General features: G+C 37.3%; 4 protein-coding genes. All 4 read left to right on the forward strand.

Annotated features, from left to right (window positions below; genetic code table 11):
- The first annotated feature begins 463 nt into the window (after positions 1 to 463).
- The 4 genes from RM529_RS03545 (at position 464) to RM529_RS03560 (ending at position 10,038) form a co-directional block, all read left to right on the forward strand.
- The gene (locus RM529_RS03545; RefSeq protein WP_311483377.1) at positions 464 to 814 is read left to right on the forward strand and encodes a hypothetical protein; all 351 of its coding nucleotides are present in this window, start codon (positions 464 to 466) and stop codon (positions 812 to 814) included.
- Positions 815 to 869: 55 nt separating this feature from the next.
- Entirely contained in the window at positions 870 to 1,487 is a 618-nt protein-coding gene (locus RM529_RS03550) for a hypothetical protein (protein ID WP_311483378.1), read from the forward strand.
- Positions 1,488 to 2,038: 551 nt separating this feature from the next.
- A complete protein-coding gene (locus RM529_RS03555) occupies positions 2,039 to 6,529 on the forward strand; it encodes an excinuclease ABC subunit UvrA (protein WP_311483379.1) in 4,491 nt (1,496 codons plus the stop codon).
- Between the two features lie 416 nt (positions 6,530 to 6,945).
- The gene (locus RM529_RS03560; RefSeq protein WP_311483380.1) at positions 6,946 to 10,038 is read left to right on the forward strand and encodes a type I restriction endonuclease subunit R; all 3,093 of its coding nucleotides are present in this window, start codon (positions 6,946 to 6,948) and stop codon (positions 10,036 to 10,038) included.
- The last annotated feature ends 59 nt before the right edge of the window (positions 10,039 to 10,097 follow it).

Genomic DNA, 10,097 nt, shown 5'->3' on the forward strand with positions numbered 1-10,097 from the left:
AAAGCTATAAAATTGTCCATATTTTTCACAAAATCGTATAGTTTTCCACACTGTAGGTTCTTAATTCTAGTCAGAATTTTGGGTTAATTGATTTAATAAGCCAGTAAATCTTTTATTAACTTTTGTTGTTGAAAGATTTTTTATTACCCCCGCATGGCTTTTGTAATCTTCTTGCTATATTGTTAAAAAATTAACGCAGCCGAAATGCTGATTAGTTTAGGCGAAGCGTAAAAGCGAAAATCTGGTTTACTCTACAGCCGCATTCCCTACACGCTGCTTGTTATTAGCAACCATTTCTGCATGCAGACGGAACAGAAATTAAATTCAGGAAGCTTCAAATACTTGCTCCGCGAAATGTGCGTAAATATGGATTGTTAAAAAAACAGAATACTATTAATAAATCCATCTCATATTCATAACCATTGCAGGCTCTATTTCAAGTGATGATGACCCTTGGGTAGCCATGGTTTATTTAATAGTAAGTTTGATCACGGTTATTTGGGGAGTGAAAAAGACTTTTGAAATTAATCAGCAAGGGGATAACAGGGATTACTTCAAACGCTTCATTTCCATATCTTTTGTCGCAAATATACGCGTGGCGGTGTTGGTCTTTAGCGTTACCTTTATAATAGTGCTCGTCAAGGCCTTTACAGAAATAGCCGGTGCTTCCATTGTCCTTAGTTCCTTCCAGGAGGAAATATTTCATTTAGTGTCATCCCTGGCGATTTTAGGAATCGATTTTTATATACTGCTCAATTCTTTTAAACGCATTAATGCAGCAGACAGCAGCCGGAGCCAGGCAGAAGTGGCTTAGGAGGAGATTGGGAGTTACTAAAGAATCGCACAACAACTAGCCAGATTAAAACCTAATGAAAATTTTTTTACTTCTTTTCTTATTTATTAGCCCAGCAGTTTATTCCCAATCGGCTAAAGAAGAACTATTTAAACGGGATCTGGCGGCAGTGGTTGAAGAAATGGAATTAATCTACGAATATGATGAGCTTCTGCAAAGTTATGCCCATTTCAGAATTTTGGATAAGAGTAATATTGAGCGCACAGAAAACCTGCCGGACAGCATGCAAATATCAGAATCTTTTAACCGAAAATTGGGGGGCGGGGACTTCAGCAGGGAAAATTTCAGAAAAAAAATTGAGCGTAAAGAAGAGGAACATACAGCCAGAATGATAGCCATTATTAAAAAATATGGTTTTCCATCCATAAAAAGGATCAGCCAGTATACAGACCAGAAATTCAGAAATTCCGATTTTAGTCCTTTTGTTCTCCTGCAGAACGCTCCCAGAAGTTATTGGAAAAAGATAAAAAGGTTGATGAGAAAAGAATATAAGGCAGGGCGCATTAGCCAATGTAGCTATGGCTTTTTGTTGTGGCACCTTTCCCTGGAAAAGGATATTGACCATATGCTGGACAATGGTTATGTTATGGAAACGAGAAATGGCGTTCCTTATTTTGAGCCAACTTGTGAATAATAGGGACGAATTACTTTTCAATTAAAGCTTTTTTAAGATTAAGGTATATAAGCAAAGGAGCAATACACTTCTGTAAAACCAGAAAGAATGCAGCCCGGAGCGCTTTTATTACGATATTCAGCAACCCACAACTGACAACAGTTGAAAGAGATGGTGTCTCCAAAATGTCAATTTTCGACAATTAAGAGTTTAAAGCTTTTTAGATCGGAGTTTGGAGAGACAATCCACAACTGAGAATAGTTGTAAAGCAACAACATAAGCAGGAATATCTTTTTAAAAATAGAATAGATTGCCACTGGAAAAATTCACCTGGTAGGGTAGGAGCAGATTCTGCAGATTACTTGGGGGTATAAATTTATAAAATTCTATTAAAAAACTGCAAAGAGTATAAGAAGCAGGAATAAAATTGCTAAAAGTTGCAGGTACAATACGATAGGCTGTAGCAAATTAATTTATACACAAACTTTGTGTTTTGTTTGGCTGGAAATCCCCTGGTAAGCTTTATTATCTACTTATATTTAATTTTTTGAAAAGCGAAAATAAAAGCCTCTATGCGCATTACCAATGCCCACCAGAATAATCTCAAAAATATAAGTTTAAGCATTCCTGAAAATCAATTGATTGTGGTAACCGGGTTATCCGGTTCAGGAAAATCATCCCTGGCCATGGATGTTATTGCAAATGAAGGATACCGATATTTTTTAGAGAGCCTTCCTGCATATAACCAACAAAACGGGAACTTAATACCCACTGCAGATGTAGATGATATTGCAGGTTTGCCGCCGGTTATTAAAGTGGAACAGTCTAAACGCTTTCAGTCTATTAACACCACTTTTGGTACTCTGTCTGAGCTGGCACCGTTATTCCGGATTTTGTTTGCCCGCTATTCCGCAGAGGAGGCAATGAGTAAATCTCTGTTTTCCTTTAATCATCCAAAAGGCGCATGTGAACGTTGCCGCGGGATTGGGGAGGCAGAATATATTGACCTGGAGAAGCTGCTTGGTGATGAAAACAAAACTCTTAGGGAAGGAGCAATCACAACCACCTTGCCTAATGGCTACATTGTATACTCCCAGATTACCGTAGATGAATTAAACAAGGTGTGTGAAGCGCATGGCTTTAATGTGGATGTCCCCTGGAAAGAACTGTCTGAAGCACAAAAAGATGTAGTGCTTAATGGAAGTGAAAAGATTAAGGTCTTTTATGGGAAACATAGCATAGAGTCGCGGTTGAGGTGGAAAGGCTTTAAGGCCAAGCCAAGGGAAGAGGGGTTCTATAAAGGTATACTTCCCATTATGAGCAATATTTTGAGGCTGGACCGCAACCCCAGTATCTTAAAATTTACCAGTTCCAGTATTTGTCCCAATTGTAAAGGCGCTCGTATAAAACCGGAACATCTTAAATTCAAATGGAATGGTCTGAATTTTCAGGAATGGCTGGATCTCCCTTTAAATGATTTGTACAGCAGGTTAAAAAGTCTGGAGTTGATTCCCGGGGAAGAAGTACTGGTTGAAAAAATTTGTACACAATTGTACGACCTTATAAGGTTGGGAATGGAAGATTATCAGCTAAGCACTCCAAGTACAGTTATTTCTTCCGGCGATGGCCAGCGTATTAAGTTGATAAAGCAGGTAAACAGCAGCCTGCAGGGTATTCTTTATGTATTTGATGAACCTTCTATTGGTCTATCTGAAGACTATCAGCATTACCTGCGCAGTATTTTAGACCGGTTAATTATACGGGGAAATACGGTGATGGTGGTGGAGCACGACCTGAATTTTATCCGTTCTGCAGACTGGGTTATCGAATTGGGTCCTGAAGCGGGAGTGAATGGGGGAGAAATAATTTTTAATGGAAGTATAAAGGAATTTTTAGATTCGGAAGACCTTACAAGCCCCACTTTAGCTGAATTAAAAACTGCAACGGGTAAGAAGGAAGTGACGTCTGAATCGTCATCAGCAGATAAGTTTCAGCCAGCCTTGGAAGAGCTGACGGTTGTGAGCAGGAAGACACCTCAAATCCTCAAAAAGCTTTCAGTATATGTTGAAAAAGAGGGTTTAAAGATGCTTACTGTGTCTGATCAACCTATCGGAAAAACCCCTAGAAGTAACCCGGCTACCTATACTGGTTTAGCCGATAAAATTCGGGACCTGCTTGCTAAATCCCCTGAAGCAAAATCCCGGAACCTAAAAAAAGGAGCTTTTTCTTTCAATAACAAAACCGGAAGATGTGAAGCCTGTGAAGGAGCGGGTGTAATTACCCTTTCGATGAATATAATGGGTACTATTAACCAGGTTTGTCCCAGGTGTAATGGCAAACGGTTTAAGCCTGAGGTATTACAGGTTCACTGGAATAGTAAAAATATTTCAGAGATATATGATTTGAGTATATCTGAAGCATCCGATTATTTTTCAGAAGAAAAGAAGATTACAAAAGTCCTGTCTTTAATGCAGCAGCTTGGCCTGGGGTATATTAAACTGGGGCAACCTTCTAACACATTATCTGGTGGAGAAGCACAGCGCGTTAAACTTACCAAACATTTCGCGAAGCAATCAAAAAGGACGCTTCTGGTGCTGGAAGAACCCGGGATTGGATTGCATCAGCAAAATGTGAGGCAGTTGCTTAAAGCTCTGCACGAATTAAAGAAGCAGACCGCAGGTATTATTTGCTTTGAAAATCATCCGCTATTCCAAACTTCCTGCGACAGGTTTTTAAATAATGCTCCAAAAGCCCGTACAACAAAAAAGATAGAGATGGTAGATGAGCGCAGGGATGAGATTTCCATAAAGGGGGTCAGAACGCATTACCTTAAAGACATCGATATAGATTTTCCTAAAAACCAGTTGTCAGTGATCACCGGAATTTCCGGTTCGGGTAAATCGTCCCTGGTGATTGATACGTTGCATGGTTATGGCCTGCAGGAAATGACCAAACAATTTTCAAGCTATCAGCAGTCAAGGGTAGGTGTGAATTTTCAGTTTGAAGTAGATCATATCCAGGGCCTTAGTCCCACTATCTGTATTACTAGAAAAGAGAAGGGCTTTACCCAGCGTTCTGATATTGCCAAGCAAACAGGTATAGATAAGATTTTACGTTTTGCTTTTTCCCGTAAAGCTCAGTACGACGGAGAAGAACTTTCTGCCAGTCATTTTTCCAATAACCACGACTTGGGCAAATGTGCAATTTGTGATGGGATTGGCGAGGAGTTGCTGCCAGATACCAATAAAATAGTAATTGATGAGGAAAAGAGCATCGCTGACGGGCTCTTTGAACACAACAAATCGCTGGCTTATTATGGCCATGCCGGTAGCCAGTATATGGCGATTGTTAAGGAAGTAGGAGCAACGTACGGATTTAGACCGGAAACCCCTTTTAAAGAACTCACAGATCAGCAAAAAGATATATTAATTAATGGAACGGGCGAAACTGTATGGAAGACCAACTGGGTTTTTAGAACAAAAACCCGACAGGGGCTACAGGAGATTAGTATGCCGTGGGAAGGACTTTTTCATTATCTAAAAGAAGAATATTACAAGACCCGGAAAAATAAGCACATAGATAAACTAAAGGCGCTTTTTTCTCTTGAAAAATGCAGCCATTGTTCGGGAAGCGGATTAAAACCGGAACGCCTGGACTTTAAAATAGGAGGGAAGTCCATTCATCAAATAAGGTCAATGGATTTTAAATTTTTAGAACCATGGCTTTCTACTGATGATCTGGGAGAAGAAATAGATGAAAAACTACTCTCCAGAATGCGTCCTCTTTTGATCAATACGATAAAAAGAGCAAAACAGTTACATATAGATCACCTTCAGCTAAATCGGAAATCAGCCACACTTTCCGGCGGAGAGAATCAGCGGGTAGCGCTTATTAAACAGCTAAACAGTCCGCTTCAAGGTATTACTTATCTCCTGGATGAACCTTCCGCAGGACTATCCAGTGATAATATCCCCGACCTGATTAACATCCTGAAAGAACTTATTGACAAAGGCAATACGGTGATGGTGATCGAGCATAATAAAGAGATCATGCTGGCGGCAGATCATTTGGTTCAGCTTGGGCCACAGGCAGGTAAGTTAGGTGGCTATATTACCTACCAGGGCACACCCCCGGATTTTCTAAGTCAGGCGGAGTCTCATCCTTACTTGCGGGAACCTTCCAGGGGGGTGAGTTTAAAAGAAGGAAAGGAATCAATTGTAATTCGCAATCTCTCTAAACATACTTTAGTAAAGGAATCGTTAGACCTTCCCGTGGGTGGAATTACAGCTATTACTGGAAAATCGGGAATAGGAAAGACTACCCTGGTGAAAGAGATCCTGATTCCAAGCTTAGAGACGGGCACACCGGTGAATTGTAAGAGCATAAAGTTTCCGAAGGAATACACTGGAGCACATTATTTTGAAACGAAAAAACTACGGTCCCACGCAAATACATTATTAGTTTCCTACCTGGATCTGCTGAAGGATTTGAGCAAAATTTTTGCAACCGAGACAGCACTTAAGCCTCGTGATTTTTCCTATAAAACAAAAACGAGTCAGTGTCCTAACTGCAAAGGCAATGGCTATGTGGAAACCAGCCTGGATGTGGCGGCGAATGCTATTGAAATATGCGAGGTGTGTAACGGGCAACGTTACCAGGAACATATATTGGCTTATACTGTAGCCTCCAAAAATATAGCTGAGGTGCTCGCCCTGAATATTACAGAATTAAAATCATGGTTAAGGGAAGCTAAATTGGCTTTGAAAAGCTATGAATTACTGAGTCAGTTAGAGGAAATAGGCTTGAAACATCTTCGGCTGGATCAGCTGGTACAGTCCCTTTCTTCGGGAGAAAAGCAACGATTATTATTACTGAACTGGCTACAGGACCGGACAAATGATGTGCTTTATATTTTAGATGAACCCAGCACGGGACTTCATTATGCTGATATTGATCTTTTGTATAAGATACTCAAAAAACTCAGTGATGTGAATGATATTCTGGTGATTGATCATAATCCTTATTTGTTAGGGAAAATTGGAACAGGGGTGGTTTTGAAATAGTTTAAACAAGAATTTCTATACAGTTTTCTATTTGCCAATACAGAAGTTACCAGTTCCCGTTTTTACTGGACTTAGGCGAAAACGAGGTGTAATCTAGGTACAAAGCCATTTTAACATGTTGAAAAAAAGTCACAAAATATTTTCAAATATGTAATCATTGGTGAATTCACCGGTAATTTCTCCAGTACCTAATTTGATATAGTATAGTGAATATTTCACTATATGAATAGCTATTAATGGTTATAATTTAAATCTAGTAATAACCTATATATTAGGAGTGATAAATTTTTTAGTCTTGATTATTATTTATTATTCATTTTACCTCAAAGTGTTAGTTACAACCGATTAAGCAAACCACTACCAAAAGTTTGAAGTTTTCCGAAAGAAACCTATCTTTCGCTACCGACTAACCAAATATGGCATTTAACGAAGACTCAAGAGTAAAGCTTCCTTCAATTTTACACCTTATGCAAGTGGGATATAAGTATATATCCCTCAAGGATGCTAAATGGGATAATGATACTAATATATTCACCGAATTATTTATAGAAGCTATTACAAGGATTAATCCTAAAATGGGAAGTGATGAGATTAACCGTCTTTACCAAGATATTAGTATAAAACTGGAAAATGACGATCTTGGTAAGGCCTTTTATGAAAGGCTTACTTCTACATCTGGAGTTCGACTAATTGATTTTAAAAATTTTGAGAATAATAGTTTTCATGTAGTAACCGAGTTAACCTATAAAAATGGGGAAGATGAGTTTAGGCCAGATATTATTTGTTTGATTAACGGTATGCCTCTGGTTTTTATCGAGGTAAAAAAGCCTAATAATAAAGATGGAGTTATTGCAGAGAGAGAGCGTATAAATAGACGTTTTCAAAATAAGAAATTTAGAAAGTTCGTAAATCTTACCCAGTTTATGATTTTTTCTAATAATATGGAATATGATGAAAATGAGATTCAACCATGGCAAGGTGCTTTTTATGCTTCTCCTTCTTATCACAAGCCTATATTCAATTATTTTAGAGAGGAAATCGGATTCAATTATACACAAATCCTTAAACCTTTAGAGCCTGGAGCAGAGGATTATCTTTTAAAGGATACAAATTATCAGGTAGTAAAAACCAGTCCGGAATTTCAAACGAACAAGAATCCGAATTCACCGACCAATAGGGTGCTAACTTCCTTACTATCTAAAGATCGTCTAAAATTCATGTTGTCATTTTCTCTGGCCTATGTCAAAGAATCTGCTGGAATTCAAAAGCATATAATGCGGTATCCACAATTGTTTGCAACCAAAGCTATAGCGAGAAAATTAGATGATGGAATTCGAAAAGGAATTATTTGGCATACTCAAGGGAGTGGTAAAACGGCATTAGCCTATTATAACACACATTATCTAAAGCATTATTTTCAGCAGAAAAATATCATTCCAAAATTTTATTTTATTGTTGATAGATTAGATTTATTAACACAAGCTAGGGATGAATTTACAGCACGGGGATTAAAAGTTCATACGGTTAATTCTAAAACTGAGTTTTTATCTGATTTAAAGAAAACCACCGCAATAAATAACGATAAGGGACAAACTGAAATTACAGTCGTTAACATTCAGAAATTTGAAAATGACCATGATTTACTTCAGAATCAGGATTATAATCTAGCCATACAGCGAGTTTATTTTCTTGATGAAGTTCATCGCAGTTATAATCCGGAAGGTAGTTTCTTAGCTAATCTAAAAGAAAGTGATAACAATGCGATAAAAATAGGATTAACGGGAACGCCTCTAATTGGTTCAGATCTTAAATCAAAAGAACTTTTTGGCGACTATATTCATAAGTATTATTACAATAAATCTATAGCCGATGGATATACCTTACGTTTAATTAGAGAAGAAATAGCCACAGAATATCAAATTAAGTTAAAGAAAGCTTTAGATCAGATTGATATAAGAAGGGGAGATACAGATAAGAAAAAACTCTATGCACACCCATCCTTCGTGGAACCAATGCTCGATTATATGGTAGACGATTTTGAGCAATTCAGATCTAGACATGACGATAACGGATTGGGAGGAATGGTGATCTGCGATAGTAGTGAACAGGCTGAAGAATTATATAAAATTTTTAAAAATAAATATGGCTGTGGGTTTGAGGACATAGAAAATACATTTGAGAAAAATAGCCACGATCTGGCCGCAGAAGATTCTGAAAGTTACAACGCAAAGAGAAAAGCTTCTTATAAACCAAAAGTCGCCGGTTTAATTCTCTATGATTCCGGTTCAAAGGATGACTTAGCCCGGTGGCGTGATGCATTTAAAGCAGGGAAAATAGATTTCCTTTTCGTTTATAATATGTTGCTTACTGGCTTTGATGCGAAGTGTTTAAAAAAGCTTTATTTAGGTAGAGTAATTAGGAAACACAATTTGCTTCAAGCTTTAACTCGTGTTAACCGAACCTATAAAACATATCGATACGGATACGTAGTTGACTTTGCAGATATATCTACAGAATTTGACCAAACCAACAGAGCTTATTTTGATGAGCTACAGGAAACGGTTGGTGATGAAATGGAAAGCTATTCCAACCTTTTTATGTCCAGGGAGGAAATGCTGGAATCCATCCAAAAAATCAAAGAAACGCTGATTGATTATGATTTAAAAAATGCCGAAATATTTCAACAACAAGTTTCTCAAATTGATGACAGGAAGACAATGCTTGAAATTAAAAAAGCACTTGAAGATTCAAGATCTTTGTATAATATTATTCGATTAGTTGGTGAATATGATCTTCTTGAAGAATTAGATTTCCGGCAACTTAGCACCTTAAGAAATGAAGCTGCGAATCGTTTGCAACTTATTAACGCCAAGCATGCTTTTGAACACAATGAAGAAATGGGTAACCTTCTAAATGTTGCTTTAGAAGATATTTTATTCAATTTTAAAAAGGTAGGTGAAGAAGAACTTATTTTAGCTGATAAGCTTAAAGATATTCTCAAAAAAACTCGAGAAGGACTTGCAAGTAATTTTGATACGAAAGATCCTGAATGGGTCAGTTTATATGACGAACTTCGCAGACTCTTTCAAAACAAAAATTTGAATGAAGTAAGCCAGGAAGAGATGCAGGAAAATATGAAATCTTTGAAGCTAATTCATAATAAAGTTAAAGAGCTAAATAGAAAGAATGATTTACTCAAGTCAAAATATAAGGGTGATCCAAAATATGCTCGTACAGAAAAACGTTTGATTGAGGCAGGCAAACCATCAAAGATCAAATCTCAAATAATGGAAGCCTTACAACGTATTAAAGAACAAACAGATCTTACTGTTTTGCAACGCCAGGATAGTTTGAGTAATGAAAATTACTTTAAAAAAGAAGTCGCCCGAATGGTGATGAAGGAATTTAATAATACACTCAATCAAAAATTAGATTATGATACAGTCATGTTTGTATCAGACGTTATTGTAAAGGAATATTTGGACGAGTATTATGAGCGTCCCGCTTAAAAAAATTATACATTTTAGAAAATAAAATGACCTTAGAAAATACAATAAAAACAAAATCT

Origin of the sequence: Autumnicola edwardsiae (assembly GCF_031846505.1) — a bacterium.
Classification (GTDB): Bacteria; Bacteroidota; Bacteroidia; order Flavobacteriales; family Flavobacteriaceae; genus Autumnicola; species Autumnicola edwardsiae.

Excerpts from the sequence above, each read along its gene's own strand:
- RM529_RS03545 (WP_311483377.1), top strand. The coding sequence starts at position 464 with ATGGTTTATTTAATAGTAAGTTTGATCACGGTTATTTGGGGAGTGAAA.
- RM529_RS03550 (WP_311483378.1), top strand. The coding sequence starts at position 870 with ATGAAAATTTTTTTACTTCTTTTCTTATTTATTAGCCCAGCAGTTTAT.
- RM529_RS03555 (WP_311483379.1), top strand. The coding sequence starts at position 2,039 with ATGCGCATTACCAATGCCCACCAGAATAATCTCAAAAATATAAGTTTA.
- RM529_RS03560 (WP_311483380.1), top strand. The coding sequence starts at position 6,946 with ATGGCATTTAACGAAGACTCAAGAGTAAAGCTTCCTTCAATTTTACAC.